Raw genomic sequence first — 16,576 nt, 5'->3', positions numbered from 1 at the left:
GGCGCGGCTCGCAGGCCATGTAGTCAAAACGTAATCAAAGAGAAAATCATGAGAAAAATCGTTTCGTTTGTTCATGTGTCGCTGGATGGTTTTGTCTCTTCTACCGCGGAGGGCCCCGCGGGTCTGGACTGGATAAGCATAAGCCCCGACTTATTTGAATACGTGGAGCAGCGAATCCAGCAGACCGACACCACCTTATATGGGCGCACCACCTACCAGATGATGGAGTCGTACTGGCCAACTGCTGCCGATAAGCCTGACGCCAGCCCGCATGACCATGCGCATTCGCGTTGGTATAAATCTGCCCACAAAGTGGTGTTGTCGAAAACGCTGTTGCCAAAAAATTACCCTGATACGCAAATTATCAGTAGCAATTTAAGCGAAGAAATCAACAAGCTCAGACATAGCGCGGGCAGCGAAATCTTGCTGTTTGGCAGTCCCTCAGCGACTCACGCGCTAATGGCGGAAAACCTTATCGATGAGTATTGGCTCTTCGTCAATCCGATTCTGCTGGGGCAAGGCATTCCCTTGTTCAAAAACATAAAAGACAGAACATCACTCATGCTGGTGAAGAGTAACGTTTTTCCATCGGGCGTCGTGTGCCTGCAATACGAGGTGAAACGAAATCAATGATGCAAGGTTCTGCCAGGTGAGCGAGGAGCTGATATCTAAAACTGCCGTCCTGAAACGTTGCGGCTCCCTTCAGACAGCAAAAAAGCCGTAAGCAGTTATCTGCTTACGGCGACAGGCTCGGTGATGATGTTTTCTGGCAATCAGGCCGCTTTCACTGCTCTGATTTTTTTAGCATCAACGGCATCGGATTCTGTTTTATCTGCAACAACGGCGGCATTGGGTTCGGGAAGTTTGCTGGTACGCAGAATATGCTGCACGGTCTCTTTCTGCTCTGCGAGATAAAGACCAAGATTTTCAGCCTGCGTTTCATCCATTCCCATCTCGCTTTGCAACAGCCAGTCGGTGAACGCATCTGCCATATCAAGCAGCTTGTCGTGAGCGTCAGCTTCTTTCTTACTGGCAAAAGTCATTTTCTCTACACCTTTTCTTACGACAACAAATTTTGTTTCAACAGCCATTATGCGCACCTTATACTGTGTTTATATACAGCATATCAGTTCCGGATTTATGTTGCAGCTAAAAAGTGCTGACATTCTAGCGAGAAGGGGTCACCTTCGAAAATCGTGCACTGATCGCATCACGTTCATAGCCCTGCGGCTGTGTCAGTATCTGGTATAAATCAGGACGGCGACCATGGATCCAGCGGCGTCCGGTGCTCATTGCAAGCAGGCTTAAATCCAGTTCAGCGCTCACCAGCACATTTTCAGCCGCCCAGGTTTCATTCACAATACTTCCATATGGATCGAGGATCATGGCATTACCTGTTCGCACTTCGTCGTCATCTGCACCGACACCGTTGCTGAAGAGAAGAAAGACTCCATTGTCATGTGCACGGGCAGGTAGCCAGCGCATGAGCCATTCCCGCCCGCTTGGCCCTTTGAAGGCGGCCGTAATTTCTTCCTTGCGCGTTTCCCGCTCCTCCCAGAGCGACAGCGGAATAGGTTTCATCGCGTGAGGGCTGCGGGAATCGGTACCCCCCGTTTGATGCGGCGCGAGAAGAATATCGGCACCCAGCAACGCCGTAGCACGCACATTTTCGACCAGATTATTGTCCCAGCAAATCAGGATGCCGACTTTCACTCCCCAGGGCGTATCAAAAACCGTAAAGCTGTCCCCGCTGCTGATGGCCGGATGTTCAAAAGCATGGAGCTTACGATGCGTATGCATTGAACCGTCCGGCATACAGGCAACATACGCATTGTAAAGGCGGCCATCGTCGGCTTTTTCAATAAGACCGGCGCCAATAAGCATGTGATGTTTAATCGCCAGAGAGCGAATTAACGCCAGGGAAGGGCTCCCGGCAATCGGCTCTGCCAGAGCGGACACTTCCGCTGCGGTGAGTTTGGGTACATGCCAGTAGCCGGTGATACACATTTCAGGGAAGGTGAGAATTTTCACCTGCTCAAGCGCCGCCTGCTCAATAAATTTCTCCATTATCAGTAGATTGTAATTTTTGTTATTCGCCTGATGCTGAAACTGTACGGTTGCCGCCTTTAGGGATTGATGTTCGTTCATGATGCGTCTCCAGTTGTCATCGAAACTGAATTACATAACGCTTTCCGATAACTGTATAATCAAATTATTTCTGATTTTAATAACTATCTGGAATGTAAAAAATGAACATCCGGTTGCTTAAGGCCTTTGTGATACTGGCTGAAAAAGGAAATTATGCCGATGCGGCGCGGGCGCTGTTTATCTCGCAACCGGCCTTGACCAAACAGATTAATCTCCTCGAATCCCTGGTGAATATCGCTCTTTTTTCACGAGGGCGTCACGGCGCAGTCCTGACGGCTGGCGGTAGACGTTTACTGCCAGAGGCTGAGAAAGTGGTCAGGCAGACCCAGTTATTGATGCAACATGCTGAGCGGGTATCAAAAGGGGTCGAGGGGCATATAAGTGTAGGGTTCGGTCTCTCAAGCTTTTATCTGGCACCCCGTTGTATCGCTGACTTTCGTCGAGACTATCCGGGAGTAGAGATGTCATTGACGGATCTTCCCTCCTTCCAGCAGTACGAGCTTTTACAAAATGATGAGCTTCAGGTTGGTTTTGTCAGGGTTCCGCCCCCCGTGGCACTTGAATACCTGCCGTTATTTACCGAGCGGTTGGTTCTGGTTGCACCGGCAACATCGCCGACAATGTCTGCGGCTGAGTGGCTAACGAAACGTCCCCTGTTGCGCCTTCATGATGAGCGGGGGCAGGGTTTAAATACGCAGATCGACCGTTTTCTGCACGATAACGGTCTTTTCATCTCATCGACTCAACTGACTGATGATATACAAACCATCGTTGCGATGGTGATTGCGGGGATCGGTGTTGCCATTCTGCCGACCAGCGTTACGCATATCGCGCCCCCGGAACTGGTGATTATTCCGTTAACGGGAGAGTCAGTCAGCTGGAAGGTCGGCATCGCCTGGGACGCAAGCAAGGAGGATGTCATTCGCGACAACTTTATTGCCAGTATACGAAAGGGTATTTCCGTCGATGGCGGCGAATGATTCCTTCGGGAGCCATCCCGCACGACGCTCGACCTGGATTACTGACGTAGCGGCTGCGTTTCCGGCCCACCTAAACTCCGCCGCCATGCCCCGGGCGCCTGACCATACTGGCGCTTAAAGCTGCGGTTGAAGGACTGCTGAGAGTCAAAACCCAGGGCGATCGCCACGTTTAAAATCGGTTCATCGCTGCGGGTTAAGCGCTCAACCGATTTTTGCAGCTTTTGCGCACGAATATACCCGGCGAGGGGATAACCCGTATGTTCTTTGAACAGGCGCTGGAGGTGCCATTTTGAGTAGCCGGATCGCCTGGCGACGGACTCAATGTCCAGACGGCTATCCAGGTTGTTGTCAATCCAGTCGAGTAAATCATGCATAAATGCGCCAGTGTTCATCTGGTTACCCTCACACAGTCTGTCTAAAAGTATCTTTATCTGTTGCATTTAAAGGTGGCCCGTTTTTATATGAATTGCAAGTTTTATTGTTGCATTTAAATCCTTGCGCCAAACGGGTCTTTTCTCTCTGACTCGAATAGCACATAAAGTGCAACAATTATTCTTGCACTTAGTTAAGCGCCTTCCTACAATCGCCGCAAATAATGTATTCATTATTGTTACAGTTTTGTGGCGATGAACGGCACAAATGGCCCTTAAGCCAGCCCGGACAAAGGAAGTGGCGCGGCATCTCCCGCGGCGTCTTGTCCGGCGGCAACAATTACCGGAATAAAAATAATGAGCCTGCAAAAAACCAGGGGTAACTTGCATCTGAGCGCGCTGGGGGTCATGTTGCTCGCCGTGCTGCTCGTCGGATGTGATAACAGTGTCGCGCAAAATGCTGCGCCACCTGCGCCTGCCGTCAGCGCGGCTGACGTGGTTGTGAAATCCATTAGCCAGTGGGATAGCTTTAACGGCCGGATTGAAGCGGTGGAAAGTGTTCAGTTACGTCCGCGCGTCTCCGGCTACATTGATAAAGTGAATTACACCGACGGCCAGGAAGTGAAGAAGGGCGAGGTGCTGTTCACCATTGACGACAGAACCTATCGTGCGGCGCTGGAGCAGGCGCAGGCGGCACTGGCGAGAGCCAAAACGCAGGCCAGCCTGGCGCAAAGCGAGGCTAACCGTACCAATAAACTGGTCAATACCAACGTGGTCTCCCGTGAAGAATGGGAGCAACGTCGTTCGGCTGCCACCCAGGCACAGGCCGACATTCGCGCTGCCCAGGCGACGGTAGACGCCGCACAACTCAACCTGGATTTCACCAAAGTCACCGCGCCTATTGAGGGGCGCGCCAGCCGGGCGTTGATCACCAGCGGTAATCTGGTCACTGCGGGTGACAGCGCCAGTGTGCTCACCACGCTGGTCTCGCAGAAAACGGTTTACGTCTACTTTGACGTGGATGAGTCAACCTACCTTCACTATCAAAACCTCGCCCGCAGCGGGCAGGGCGCGTCCAGTCATCACACGGCGCTTCCGGTGGAAATAGGCCTGACGGGCGAGGACGGTTATCCCCATCAGGGCAAAGTGGATTTTCTGGATAATCAGTTAACGCCGAGTACCGGCACCATCCGGATGCGTGCGCTGCTGGATAACGCGCAGCGTCAGTTCACGCCTGGACTCTTTGCCCGTGTGCGCCTGCCTGGCAGCGCTGAATTTAAAGCCACATTGATTGACGATAAAGCGGTGCTGACCGATCAGGATCGCAAATACGTGTATATCGTGGATAAAGAAGGAAAAGCACAGCGTCGCGACATTACGCAGGGGCGTCTGGCAGACGGTTTACGCATCGTGCAGCAGGGGCTGAACCCTGGCGATAAAGTCATCATCGAGGGTTTACAAAAAGTGTTCATGCCGGGGATGCCGGTTAACGCGAAAACCGTTGCCATGACCGCCAGCACCGCCCTTAACTGATCCCTTACCTGAGAATCCGACCCATGGACTTTTCCCGTTTTTTCATCGACAGGCCAATTTTTGCTGCCGTACTGTCGATTCTGATTTTTATCACAGGACTGATCGCCATCCCGCTGTTGCCGGTGAGCGAATATCCTGACGTGGTGCCGCCAAGCGTTCAGGTACGCGCCGAGTACCCGGGCGCCAACCCGAAAGTGATTGCCGAGACCGTGGCGACGCCGCTGGAAGAGGCTATCAACGGCGTTGAAAACATGATGTACATGAAATCCGTCGCGGGCTCGGACGGCGTACTGGTGACCACCGTGACTTTCCGTCCGGGGACTGACCCCGATCAGGCGCAGGTTCAGGTGCAAAACCGGGTCGCACAGGCCGAGGCGCGTCTGCCGGAAGACGTGCGACGTTTAGGCATCACGACCCAGAAACAGTCGCCAACGCTCACTCTGGTGGTGCATCTGTTTTCGCCCAACGGTAAATACGACTCCCTGTATATGCGTAACTACGCCACGCTGAAGGTGAAGGACGAGCTGGCGCGTCTGCCCGGCGTCGGCCAGATTCAGATATTCGGCTCGGGCGAATACGCCATGCGCATCTGGCTGGACCCCAACAAAGTGGCGGCACGCGGATTGGCCGCTTCGGATGTGATCACGGCGATGCAGGAACAGAACGTACAGGTTTCTGCCGGGCAGTTGGGTGCCGAACCGCTGCCGAAAGAGAGCGATTTCCTGATCTCCATTAACGCCCAGGGTCGTCTGCATACTGAAGAAGAGTTTGGCAACATTGTCCTGAAAACGACGCAGGACGGTACGGTTGTCCGCCTGCGTGACGTGGCGCGTATCGAAATGGGCTCCGGCAGCTATGCCCTGCGTTCTCAGTTGAACAACAAAGACGCGGTCGGGATTGGTATCTTCCAGTCTCCGGGGGCAAACGCCATTGATTTGTCTAACGCGGTACGCGCAAAAATGGACGAACTGTCCACGCGTTTCCCGGCAGATATGAAGTGGGCGGCACCTTACGATCCGACCGTTTTTGTACGCGATTCCATTCGTGCGGTGGTACAAACGCTGCTGGAAGCGGTGGTGCTGGTGGTTCTGGTCGTGATTCTGTTCCTGCAAACCTGGCGCGCGTCGATCATTCCATTAATCGCGGTGCCGGTCTCTGTCGTGGGGACGTTCAGCATTCTCTACCTGCTGGGCTTTTCACTTAACACCCTGAGTCTGTTCGGGCTGGTACTGGCTATCGGTATCGTGGTGGACGACGCCATCGTGGTGGTGGAAAACGTCGAGCGAAATATCGAAGAGGGCCTGACTCCACTTGCGGCGGCGCATCAGGCGATGCGTGAGGTTTCGGGGCCGATTATTGCGATTGCGCTGGTGCTGTGTGCGGTGTTTGTGCCGATGGCATTTCTTTCGGGCGTTACCGGGCAGTTCTACAAACAGTTTGCGGTGACGATCGCGATTTCAACGGTGATTTCCGCCATCAACTCGCTGACGCTTTCTCCGGCACTGGCGGCTCTGCTGTTAAAGCCACACGGCGCAGCGAAAGATTTTCCGACCCGGCTTATTGACCGTCTGTTCGGCTGGATTTTCCGTCCGTTTAACCGCTTTTTCCAGCGCAGCTCGCACGGCTATCAGGGGCTGGTGGGCAAAACGCTCGGACGACGCGGCGCGGTATTTGCGGTTTATCTGCTGCTGCTCTGTGCGGCGGGGGTGATCTTTAAAGCGGTACCCGGCGGCTTTATTCCGACGCAGGACAAGCTGTACCTGATTGGCGGCGTAAAAATGCCGGAAGGCTCGTCACTGGCGCGCACCGATGCGGTGATCCGCAAAATGAGCGAAATCGGAATGAACACCGAAGGCGTGGACTATGCGGTGGCGTTTCCAGGGCTGAACGCGTTGCAGTTCACCAATACGCCGAATACCGGAACGGTCTTCTTTGGCCTGAAACCCTTCGATCAGCGTAAACACTCTGCGGCGGAAATTAACGCTGAGATCAACGCAAAAATCGCGCAAATTCAGGAGGGCTTCGGTTTCTCCATCCTGCCGCCACCCATTTTAGGGCTGGGTCAGGGGTCGGGCTATTCGCTGTATATCCAGGATCGTGCGGGACTTGGGTATGGCGCGCTGCAAAACGCGGTGAACTCGATGTCGGGTGCGATTATGCAAACGCCGGGGATGCATTTCCCGATCTCGACCTATCAGGCTAACGTACCGCAGCTGGATGTGCAGGTCGATCGTGATAAGGCGAAAGCGCAGGGCGTGTTGCTGACCGATCTTTTCGGGACGCTGCAAACCTATCTGGGCTCGTCGTACGTGAATGACTTCAACCAGTTTGGGCGAACCTGGCGCGTGATGGCGCAGGCCGATGGGCAGTTCCGTGACAGCGTGGAAGATATCGCTAATTTACGCACCCGTAATAACCAGGGCGAAATGGTGCCGATCGGCAGTATGGTGAACATCACGACCACCTACGGGCCGGACCCGGTGATTCGCTACAATGGTTATCCTGCGGCGGATCTCATTGGCGATGCCGACCCTCGCGTACTCTCGTCCACACAGGCCATGACGCAGCTCGAAGGCATGTCGAAGCAGATCCTGCCAAACGGGATGAACATTGAATGGACAGACCTGAGCTTCCAACAGGCCACGCAGGGTAACACGGCGCTGATCGTCTTCCCGGTCGCCGTTCTGCTGGCGTTCCTGGTGCTGGCGGCGCTGTATGAAAGCTGGACGCTGCCGTTGGCGGTGATCCTTATCGTTCCGATGACGATGCTGTCCGCGCTGTTTGGCGTCTGGCTGACCGGGGGCGATAACAACGTGTTCGTGCAGGTGGGTCTGGTGGTACTGATGGGGCTTGCCTGTAAAAACGCGATTCTTATCGTGGAGTTTGCCCGCGAGCTGGAAATGCAGGGCAAGGGCATTATGGACGCCGCGCTGGAGGCCTGCCGCCTGCGTTTACGCCCGATTGTGATGACCTCCATCGCCTTTATTGCCGGGACGATACCGCTGATCCTGGGCCACGGTGCAGGTGCGGAAGTGCGCGGCGTTACCGGGATTACCGTCTTCTCCGGGATGCTGGGCGTGACGCTGTTTGGTTTGTTCCTGACACCGGTGTTCTACGTGACGCTGCGTAAATTCGTGACGCGCGGCAAAGTGGAAAGGGAAGTGCTGCCTGCGTAAGGACCTTGCAGATAATAAAAAACCGCCTTCAGAGTGAAGGCGGTTTTTTTTCGCAACAGGGAAAGCGTTAAGACGTTTTTTGATACTGGGCTAAAAGCTCGGGGAGCGGATCACATCCGCTAGTATCGGCGTTTTTCACCGCATCGAGGGCGCTTGCCACGGTATGGCGGGCTAAAACCGCTAACGACGCCTGCTCAGCTTCTTCAGAAACCGATTTAAAGTACCAGCAGGCGTTAGCGCTGACCACGCAGCGGGCCGGAACCTCAGGGCGCGACGCCCACAGCTTTTTATCTTCGATAACGGACAGGTAGATGTCACGCAGGGTGATCTCTTCCGGCGGGCGACCAAGATGAATTGAGCCGTTACGGCCAAGCGTTGAGACGATAATGCCGTCACGCGTCAGCGGAACCATCAATTTGCGGATGAAGCTCGGATTGGCTTCCAGGCCGTAGGCCAGAATGGCACTCGTCGAACGTTCACCCAATTGCTCCGCCATCGCTACGCTGAGAACCATCTGCAAAGCTGTCGGGAAGCGGTAATCTAGCATTTTTCTATCCTGGGTTGCGGTGAATCTTGTTCTTTTTGGCACCGCAGAGGTGAATAAGTAATAAACAACAATATAACAAATACGGTAATTATTTTGAAGCAATCTGCGGCATTCGTGATCGAACATCAGATTCTTTTCACGCGATGCGAGTGGTAGGCCGGCGGTCTGTTGAGACCACAGTACCCTTACCGCCTGCACCCTTTATCTGACAACACACATCGGCCTGCCTGATATCGGCTCGGGGTGTATCTCCGTTTCCACGCTGAATACGGTTCTCAGCAATCCCGTGTTCATCACCTCTTCTGGGATGCCTTGCGCCATAACCTGTCCGTTCGCCATGACCACCAGATTATCGCAATACCGGCTGGCCTGATTAAGGTCGTGCAGCACGGCGACCACCGTTTTCCCTTGAGTCCGTAGCTCGCCCATCAACCGCATCAGTTCCACCTGGTGATTGATATCGAGATAGGTGGTTGGCTCATCGAGCAGTACCACGGGCGTATTCTGGGCCAGGACCATCGCCAGAAATGCGCGCTGGCGCTGGCCGCCGGAAAGATCGGTTAACCGACGATCGGCAAGATGATGGATCCGGGTCTGGCTCATGGCGGCATTGACCCGCGCATTGTCTTCAACGGAAAGACGCCCCCAGAGTGACAACCACGGGTTGCGACCGTACGAAACCAGCTCCTGGACGGTGATCCCCTCTGGCGTTAAATGGTGCTGCGGCAGCAGTGCCAGCCTGCGTGCCAGCTGGCGCGATGAGAGCGTGTCGATGGGATGATCACCCAGAAATACGCTGCCGGACTGCGGCCTTAACAGCCGCGAAAAACAGTTTAACAGCGTCGATTTCCCACAACCGTTAGGGCCGAGCAGGGCGGTAATCTTCCCCGCTGGCAGTACGAGTGAAACGCCGTCAAGCACCTTGTTTGTCCCGTAACTGACCGTCAGATTTTCAGTTCGTAATGTCATTTATCGCATTCTCACAAGCAGCCAGACAAACCACGGCGCGCCGATAATGGCAGTTAGCACGCCAGCCGGAAGTTCCAGCGGGGGATGAATAATTCGGGCCAGCAGATCGGCAACCACCAGCAGCAACGCACCTGTCAGGGCCGAAATGGGCAACAGCCAGCGGTGGCGTCCACCGGTGATGCTGCGCACCATATGCGGCACCACGAGACCAATAAAGCTAATCGGTCCGCAGACGGCCACGCCGGTCGATGTCATGGCGACAGCCAGTAGCAAAGCCCCTAATCGGGTACGCGGCACCGACACACCGAGCGTGGTGGCGCGCGCATCGCCCAGTGCCAGGAGGTCGAGATCGCGGCAAAAACCCAGGCTCAGCGGCAGAAACAAAATCAGCAGCGGGACGGCAATCTTCACAAAGCTCCAGTCACGGCCCCATAAGCTGCCGGTCAGCCACAGCAGGGCGCTGTTCACATCCTGTGGGCGCGAGAGCATCAGATAATCCGTCAGGCTGGCCCAGCAGGCAGAAAGCGCGATCCCCGTGAGCGCCAGCTTCATCGGCTGGCTGGTATCCGCCAGCATTCTCAGCAGGATCAGGCCCGCCATACCACCGGCAAAGGCCAGCAGCGGCAGGGTAATCACGGGGAGTGAAGGTAAGAGAAGCAGGGCGCCCACAGAGGCAAGGCTGGCAGCATGGCTGACGCCGAGAATATCCGGCGATGCCAGAGGGTTACGCACGATCCCCTGCACCAGAACGCCGGCCACCGCGAGGGCGGCACCGACAAACAGCGCCAGCAGCAATCGCGGCAGGCGGTACGCCGTTAACACGTAATGATACTCGCGCCCGGTTTGCCAGTCGGTCAGCAGGGCGCGCCAGGGAACGGTGATCACCCCCATTTGCAGCGACAGCGCCGAAGTACCTGCCAGCGCGAGGGCGATGAAAATGACGATCGCAATTTTCATCCGCGCCTCCTGACCAGCCAGACAAAGCAGGGGGCACCAATCAGAGCCACCACTGCCCCCGCGGGCAATTCGCCGGGGAAGGCCAGCGCCCGGGCCAGAACATCCGCCAGTAGCATCAACGTGGCGCCCATCAGCATACTCATCGGCAGGACCTTGCGCTGATCAAATCCCACCCAGAAGCGAGCCAGATGCGGCATCAGCAGGCCGATAAACGCCACCGGGCCTGCCACGCTGACACATGCCCCTACCAGAAGCAGCACCAGCATGTTGATGATCAAACGAAGCTTCGGCAGATTTACCCCCAGCGCACTGGCGGTGCTGTCGCTGACGTTAAGCAGGTTCAGTTGATTAGCCAGCAGCAACACCACCGGTACAGCAACCGCCACCATCGGGAAAAGCTGCCAGAATTCCAGCCAGCGTACGTGGGATACGCCCCCTGCCAGCCAGTAAAAAATGCCGTAGGCGTGATCTTCCGTCAGCAGCAGGGTGATGCGGGTCAGGGCCATACAAAAAGCCGAAAACGCGATACCCGCGAGGATCAGTTTGTTTCTGTCCTGGGTATGGCGAAATCCACCGCTCGCGGTCATCACCAGCAGCCAACTTACGCCGCCACCGCAGGCGGCGATAAAGGCGATAGAGTATCCCGTCACGGGCGCAGGGCTGATGGCACTGGTGAGCGCCATCGCCAGCGCCGCGCCGCTGTTAATGCCGAGTAGCGAAGGGGAGGCCATTGAATTATGCGTCAGGGTCTGCAGCAGGGTTCCTGCGAGAGCCAGACTTGCGCCGATCAGAAGGGCGACCAGGCTTCGCGGCAGCCGAAGGTTTTGCACCAGCGCTTGTGCAAGCGTCGGCGCATGGCCCGGCAGCAGGGCGCGGATGGCATCACCGCCAGAAACAGGAATGGCCGAGTAGCAAAACAGACTCAGCCAGAAAATGGCGATAAGCGCTGCAAGGGGAAGCCCCCAGAGCAGCGCCGGATGTTTGAGAGGGATCATTTCACATCGGACAAAGGCTGGTGATGAAAGATTTTTACTGTGTCGCTGGCAATACGTTCGGCGGCGAAAATGCCGCGCATTCGCGCCCAGGCGTTACTGTCGACCGACGCCGTCTGCTGTTTTTGCGCAGCGGTTAACATCTGCCACAGCGGGTCTTGCTGCCAGCGTTTCACGATGCTCTCCTCGCGATAGTGCGCGACCAGCAGCCATGCAGGATTGAGCGCCAGCAGCTGTTCCAGGCCGATGGATGGCATAGACGAACCTGCCATTGCCGCAGGCACCGTCAGCCCCAGCGAGGTCAGGACGCTGCCGGTATACGTCTCCTGCGTATGCAGGTTGAACTGCTGCTCCCGGGACGTACCGAACAGTACCAGCGTGCCTTTTGGCAACTGGCTGGCCCATTTTGACATCTGTTGGTTGTGTTGCTCCAGACGTGACTGCATCTGTGCCTTTTTGCCAACAACCTCGCCGATGATGGCCGCAGACTGAAGATTTTCAGCGTAGGTTTCATTGCGAGACTTAAGCAGCAGCACCGGGGCGATTTGCCGTAAGGCGCTGAAAATGCCCGCATGGCGGCTGCTGTCAGCAATGATCAGATCCGGTTTCAGCACGCTGATGGCTTCTAAACTCGGCTGGGCACGCGTGCCGACAGACTGCCAGGGTTTCAGATGTGCGCGAACCTCTGGAAGAATGCGCGTGGCATCGTTATCGTCGGCAATGCCGACAGGACTGACATCGACGGCGGCCAGCGCGTCCGCGAACGACAGTTCCAGCACCACGATCCGCTGTGGCGTTTTATCAAGCGTAAAGGTGCCATTTTCGTCCTGAACCGTGGCGGCAAAGACGTGGCTGGTGACCAGCAGCAGAGCGGCGAAGAGTGTACGTAATGATATGAACATATGAATTGCCTGTGTCGGGTGGTGCTTCGCTTACCCGACCTGCAAAAACAGAATGCAGGCCGGGTAACCAGGGTTTAGAACTTCAACGAGCCCTGCATATACAGCGTGCGCGGCTGGCCTGCGTAGATGCCTTTGTTGTTGTCGTCGTAAGAGCGGGTGAAATAATCCTGGTCAAAGATATTTTTCACACCGAACGCCAGGTTCAGGTCTGCCATCTGCGGACCAAAGTCATACGCCACGCGCGCGCCCCAGAGCATGAAGCCGGGGATGCGGCCGGTGCTGCCATCGGCGCTCTCTTTAACGGTGTTGGCATTATCTGCAAACTGGCTGGACTGGAAATCGCTGTTCAGGTTGAATATCCAGCGGCCTGGCTTGTAATCCACGCCCAGCGTGCCTTTGTGTTTTGGTGAGAACGGCACCTGGTTGCCGTAGGTGTCGCCTTTCTCGCGGATCTCGGCGTTGACGTATGCATAGCTTGCATAGACAGAGACGTTATCGAGCGTGGGGGTCAGCGTGCCGAGGTCATAACGCGCCTGACTTTCCAGCCCGGTATGGCGCGTTTTACCACGCGCGGTAACGGTGTCGTTGGTCTGGTTGGAGTCGTACTGATTATTAAAGTTAATCAGGAACAGCCCCATTTCCGCCGTCAGCGCGCCATCGTCGTAACGTGTTCCGAGCTCCCAGGTTCGCGCTTTTTCCGGTTCCACATTGCCGCTTTGCACAGCCTTGCCAATTTGGCTGTACTGTACGGTGCCGAACGAGCCTTCGGTGTTTGCATAAAGATTCCAGCTGTCAGTGAGGTGATAGAGCACGTTTAACGCCGGAAGTGGGGCGTTATAGCTCACTTCCTCATGCGTGCCTTTGATGGCGTTGTTCTGGTATGACTCGATATGTTCAAAGCGCATACCCGGTGTGATAGTCCAATTGCCCACGTCAATTTTGTCATCCAGATACCAGGCGTGCGCCTCAGTACCGGAACGGGTGTCGCGATCGTACGGGCTTGAGCCGGACGGTAGCTGCCCGCTGCTGGTGGCGGTGTAGTAACGCATTTCATGCGTGGATTCATTCACATATCGGTAACCGACGCCCACCTCATGTGCGCTCGGACCAACCATAAAGCTCTGGCTGTAGCGCGGTTCAATGCCGCGTACCCAGTAGTTACGCGGTGAAAGGGTGATGCGTTTGCCCTGTTCCAGGTAGCCGCTGCGTAGGGTTTCGGTGTAGAAGCCCTGAATATTGAATTTATGCTGGCTGTCCGGCTGGAACTGATAGCCGAGGCTTGCCAGCTTGCGACGCCCCCAGAAGCGATCATAAGGGCGCGTGGATTGCCAGCGATCGGCGTCGTAATCCGCGCGAGACAGGCCGCCTGGCATGTCGGCTTCCCCGTCGTAATATTGCAGCAGGCTGTTGAAGGTATGGACCTCGTTCGGCGCATATTTGCTTTTCAGCATCAGGTCATCGATGCGCGTTGCGCTGTGCTCACGCCAGTCGCTGCCGCGAGTGCCGGAGTAAAGCAGGGCGGTCCCAAAACCGTTATCCGCCGTGCCGCCCACCATCAGATTGTGCGTCTCTTTTGGGTTATTTTGTGAGGACGTTGGGCTGAGCTGGCCTTCCACGCCAGCTTCGATACCAAAGTCTTGCGGAATGGCGCGGGTGACAAAGTTCACCACGCCGCCCACGCTTTGCGGCCCGTAACGCACTGCGCCACCGCCGCGTACCACGTCGATGGCATCCATGTTGCCGAGCGAGACAGGTGCCAGTGAAAGCTGCGGCTGGCCGTAAGGGGCAAAGGGTACGGGAATACCGTCCATCAGTACGGTTGATCGGCTGGCAAGGCGCGGGTTCAGGCCGCGAATACCAAAGTTCATCGCCAGATCGTGGCTGCCGGTACCGTTGTTCTCCGGCGCAGTGACGCCAGGGATACGATTCAGCACATCGCGCATGGTCGTCGCGCCGGTTTTGGCGAAATCCTCACGGCGGATAACGTCACGCGCGCCAGCATGTTCGAAGACGTCGTTTTCGCGCGCGTCCCCTAGCCAGTCGCCCACCACGGTAAGGTTATCTTCTTTCGGTGTGGGTGCGTGCTCCAGCGTCCAGCTGTTATTCCCCAGCGCTTTCACCTGCAGACCGCTACCGTTCAGCAGCTGTTGCAGACCGGTTTCGATGTCGTAGTCACCGTGAAGACCGTGACTCTGTTTGCCGCGCGTCAGGCTGGCGTCCACCGACAGGGTCATTCCGCTTTGCGCGGCATACTGGTTAAGGACTTTGTCGAGCGAACCCGGTGCGATATCAACCTGCGCTGCGAAGGCGGATAACGATAGCCCGGCCAGCGGCAGCAGGCTCAGGCGAATTGCGTAAACCAAAGGTGTTGTTTTGCGAAAAACGCGTAAAGGCGTCATACCTTCTCCATCATCATTTTTGTTGTGTTCATCTATGAGTCGAACGAGAAGGGGAAAAGGGACAATGGAAATGAGAATTATTTTTCTTACACGGCGGAAATATTGACCCAATACCGCGTAACTGACTGAATTTTAACTGGAAGAGTCTTCGCGATAACATTCAGAATGGCATCGGTATCTTTCAGCGGGAAAGTCCCGCTCAGGCGCAGCCCGGCCACTGCCGGATCACAGCGCAGCACGCCGTTGCGATAACGGCTCAGCGTGGCAATCACCTCACCCAGCGGTTTATCGCTGAAGCTCAGAACGCCCTGAGTCCACGCGGTGCTTTCATCATCCGTTGAGGTTATTACACCCAATTCCGACGCGCTAAACTGCAGGCTCTCGCCGGCACTGACAATGCGTTTTTCCTGCGGACGGTTTGCCAGTAAGACTTCAACAGCGTGTTGTTGAACGGCGACGCGCGTGACGTTGTCCTGCTGGTAGACGGTAAATTCTGTGCCTAACGCGGTGAGCTGGCCCTGGCGGGTCATCACGCGGAAAGGTCGCTGCAGAGCATCTTTTGCGGTGCTGATGGCAATTTCGCCATACCAGAGGTGGACAGCGCGCTGATGCGCATCAAAACGAACGTCAGCGGCGCTTTGTGTGTTGAGCGTCAGCAGCGAGCCATCTTCCAGCCGCTGATGGCTGACCGCGCCTTTAGCGGTGCGGTAGTCCGCGCGAAGACCTTCACCGGTTTCGGATTGCCAGAGCTGCCAGCCGCCGCCCACGCCGAGCAGCAACAGCAGTCCTTTCATGACGTGACGACGAGTAAGGCGCGTATCGTGCAGCGCCCGGCTGGCGACATTGGCCGGAACCTGGCTGAGCTGGCTGCGCAGGTTTTCAACCTGTTGCCAGGCCCACTGATGATCCTTGTCCTCTTCATACCACTGTTGCCAGCGCGCTTCCTGCTGCGGACTGACGCGCTCGCCGCTCAATACGGCATACCAGTGTGATGCCGAGCGCAATGCCTGGCGGCGAGAATCGGTGACAGAAGCGTTCACAGGCCGTGCTCCAGACGAAACAGCAGACAATGTTCGATAGCCTTTGCCACATACTTTTTCACCGAGCTGACGGAGACACCCAGGTTCAGCGCGATCTCGCTGTATGTCAGACCATCCAGTTGTGAAAGCAAAAACGCTTCGCGTGTTTTTCCGTTTAACCCGTCCAGCATCCTGTCGATCAGTTGCAGGGTTTCGACCTGACTTTCGCGTTCCTCGGGCGAAGGCGCCAGCCCCTCCGGCATCAGCGCCAGCATCTCCAGATAGGCTTTTTCCAGCGCGTTTCGGCGGAACAGATCGACCATCACGCGTTTGGCGATAGTGCACAGGAATGAGCGAGGATCGCGGATCGTCGAGAGCGTGTCGCTGCCCATTACCCGCACAAAAGTGTCCTGGGCAATGTCATCTGCATCAAAGGCCGACTGGAGTTTGTGCGTCAGCCAGCTTTTTAGCCAGCCGTGATGTGAGCCATAAAGCGACTCGAGCGTTAAGAAAGCAGTGGTAGTGGCGCTGTCAGACATGCGGAGTGCATCAAAAGTTAATTATCACGCGCTTATATTAATAT

Annotated in this window: 15 protein-coding genes; 4 read left to right on the top strand and 11 right to left on the bottom strand. The window is 55.9% G+C overall.

The annotated features are described in order from the left end of the window. Positions 1–48 precede the first annotated feature (48 nt). Entirely contained in the window at positions 49–633 is a 585-nt protein-coding gene (locus C3708_RS05170; protein WP_103948692.1) for a dihydrofolate reductase family protein, read from the top strand. Between the two features lie 140 nt (positions 634–773). Here C3708_RS05170 and C3708_RS05165 read toward each other — a convergent pair whose 3' ends face one another. Next, positions 774–1,091: a YebG family protein gene (locus C3708_RS05165; protein ID WP_103947936.1), complete on the bottom strand. Its 318-nt coding sequence runs from the start codon at positions 1,089–1,091 to the stop codon at positions 774–776. 76 nt (positions 1,092–1,167) lie between these two features. Next, positions 1,168–2,148 carry a nitrilase family protein gene (locus C3708_RS05160; RefSeq protein WP_103948691.1) on the bottom strand — a complete coding sequence of 327 codons (981 nt, stop codon included), beginning with the start codon at positions 2,146–2,148 and terminating at the stop codon, positions 1,168–1,170. A gap of 101 nt (positions 2,149–2,249) precedes the next feature. Here C3708_RS05160 and C3708_RS05155 point away from each other — a divergent pair, with 101 nt between their 5' ends. Continuing rightward, the gene (locus tag C3708_RS05155; protein WP_103948690.1) at positions 2,250–3,128 is read left to right on the top strand and encodes a LysR family transcriptional regulator; all 879 of its coding nucleotides are present in this window, start codon (positions 2,250–2,252) and stop codon (positions 3,126–3,128) included. 38 nt (positions 3,129–3,166) lie between these two features. Here the strand turns inward: C3708_RS05155 and C3708_RS05150 are convergent, their stop codons facing one another. Then, positions 3,167–3,520 carry a helix-turn-helix domain-containing protein gene (locus tag C3708_RS05150; RefSeq protein WP_095281498.1) on the bottom strand — a complete coding sequence of 118 codons (354 nt, stop codon included), beginning with the start codon at positions 3,518–3,520 and terminating at the stop codon, positions 3,167–3,169. A gap of 336 nt (positions 3,521–3,856) precedes the next feature. Between C3708_RS05150 and C3708_RS05145 the strand changes: the two genes are divergently transcribed. Then, the gene (locus C3708_RS05145; protein ID WP_103948689.1) at positions 3,857–5,032 is read left to right on the top strand and encodes an efflux RND transporter periplasmic adaptor subunit; all 1,176 of its coding nucleotides are present in this window, start codon (positions 3,857–3,859) and stop codon (positions 5,030–5,032) included. A gap of 23 nt (positions 5,033–5,055) precedes the next feature. Then, complete coding sequence (gene oqxB, locus C3708_RS05140) at positions 5,056–8,208, top strand: multidrug efflux RND transporter permease subunit OqxB (protein ID WP_103948688.1); 3,153 nt, start codon at positions 5,056–5,058, stop codon at positions 8,206–8,208. 67 nt (positions 8,209–8,275) lie between these two features. On the opposite strand, the gene C3708_RS05135 is transcribed toward oqxB, so the two are convergent. The 8 genes from C3708_RS05135 to fecI form a co-directional block, all read right to left on the bottom strand. Beyond that, positions 8,276–8,755, bottom strand: a complete 480-nt coding sequence (locus C3708_RS05135; RefSeq protein ID WP_103948687.1) for an Rrf2 family transcriptional regulator — start codon at positions 8,753–8,755, stop codon at positions 8,276–8,278. A 201-nt stretch (positions 8,756–8,956) separates the two neighbouring features. Beyond that, complete coding sequence (gene fecE / locus C3708_RS05130) at positions 8,957–9,724, bottom strand: Fe(3+) dicitrate ABC transporter ATP-binding protein FecE (RefSeq protein ID WP_103948686.1); 768 nt, start codon at positions 9,722–9,724, stop codon at positions 8,957–8,959. Continuing rightward, positions 9,725–10,681, bottom strand: coding sequence for a Fe(3+) dicitrate ABC transporter permease subunit FecD (fecD, locus tag C3708_RS05125; RefSeq protein WP_103948685.1), 957 nt, complete (start codon positions 10,679–10,681; stop codon positions 9,725–9,727). It abuts the gene before it with no gap. Continuing rightward, complete coding sequence (gene fecC / locus C3708_RS05120; protein ID WP_103948684.1) at positions 10,678–11,676, bottom strand: iron-dicitrate ABC transporter permease FecC; 999 nt, start codon at positions 11,674–11,676, stop codon at positions 10,678–10,680. The genes fecD and fecC overlap by 4 nt, the downstream gene beginning before the upstream one ends. Further along, positions 11,673–12,575, bottom strand: a complete 903-nt coding sequence (locus C3708_RS05115; RefSeq protein ID WP_095281505.1) for a Fe(3+) dicitrate ABC transporter substrate-binding protein FecB — start codon at positions 12,573–12,575, stop codon at positions 11,673–11,675. The genes fecC and C3708_RS05115 overlap by 4 nt, the downstream gene beginning before the upstream one ends. 74 nt (positions 12,576–12,649) lie before the next feature. Beyond that, on the bottom strand, positions 12,650–14,974 hold the full coding sequence (gene fecA / locus C3708_RS05110; protein WP_103948683.1) for a TonB-dependent Fe(3+) dicitrate receptor FecA: 2,325 nt from the start codon (positions 14,972–14,974) through the stop codon (positions 12,650–12,652). Positions 14,975–15,060: 86 nt separating this feature from the next. Further along, entirely contained in the window at positions 15,061–16,014 is a 954-nt protein-coding gene (fecR, locus tag C3708_RS05105) for a ferric citrate uptake sigma factor regulator FecR (RefSeq protein WP_103948682.1), read from the bottom strand. Continuing rightward, positions 16,011–16,532, bottom strand: a complete 522-nt coding sequence (gene fecI / locus C3708_RS05100; protein ID WP_103948681.1) for a ferric citrate uptake sigma factor FecI — start codon at positions 16,530–16,532, stop codon at positions 16,011–16,013. The genes fecR and fecI overlap by 4 nt, the downstream gene beginning before the upstream one ends. Positions 16,533–16,576: the final 44 nt, after the last annotated feature.

The organism is Lelliottia sp. 7254-16 (genome assembly GCF_002922995.1).
GTDB classification, from domain to species: Bacteria; Pseudomonadota; Gammaproteobacteria; order Enterobacterales; family Enterobacteriaceae; genus Enterobacter; species Enterobacter jeotgali.
This window is presented reverse-complemented; position numbering and strand designations above follow the sequence as displayed.